The sequence below is a fragment of the Streptomyces sp. FH025 genome (assembly GCF_017427025.1).
In the GTDB taxonomy this organism is placed as follows: Bacteria; Actinomycetota; Actinomycetes; order Streptomycetales; family Streptomycetaceae; genus Kitasatospora.
This window is the reverse complement of the sequence record NZ_JAFLNG010001258.1, coordinates 1-548: the sequence shown is the minus strand read 5'-3', so window position 1 is coordinate 548 and position 548 is coordinate 1. Positions and strand designations below refer to the sequence as shown.

The following is a 548-nucleotide window of genomic DNA, read 5'->3' as shown; positions in this document are numbered from 1 at the left end:
CTGAGGTGCTCGCTGTCGCCGATGAGTTGGCAGAGGCCGGGGCGCGGACCAAGCGTCTTCAGGTTTCGCACGCGTTCCATTCGCCGTTGATGGAGCCGATGCTGGAGGAGTTCGCGCGCGTTGTCGGTGCGGTGGAGTACGGGACGCCGAAGTTGGCGATGGTCTCCGCTCTGACCGGGCAGTCGGTGACGGATGAGGTCACCGATCCGGCGTATTGGGTGAAGCATGTCCGCGAGGCCGTCCGTTTCGGTGATGCGGCGAACGCGTTGCGTGCGGCTGGTGTGCGGACGTTCATCGAGATCGGGCCTGACGGTGTTCTCGCCGGCATGGGCCCGCAGACCCGCACCGACACCGGCGGTGAGGTGGCGGAGGAGGTCTGGCTTCCGTTGCTGCGGCGGGGCCGGGACGAGCCCCGTGCGCTGCTGACCGCGCTCGCGAAGGCGTTCGTCCGTGGCGTGCCGGTCGAGTGGGCCGCGCTTTACGCGGACACCGGTGCCCAGCGGATCGACCTTCCGACGTATGCCTTCCAGCGCCAGCGCTACTGGCTG

Annotated in this window: 1 protein-coding gene; it reads left to right on the top strand. The window is 68.4% G+C overall.

The annotated features are described in order from the left end of the window. On the top strand, positions 1–548 hold a 548-nt coding region (locus tag J0670_RS38760), incomplete at both ends, for an acyltransferase domain-containing protein (protein WP_207817453.1).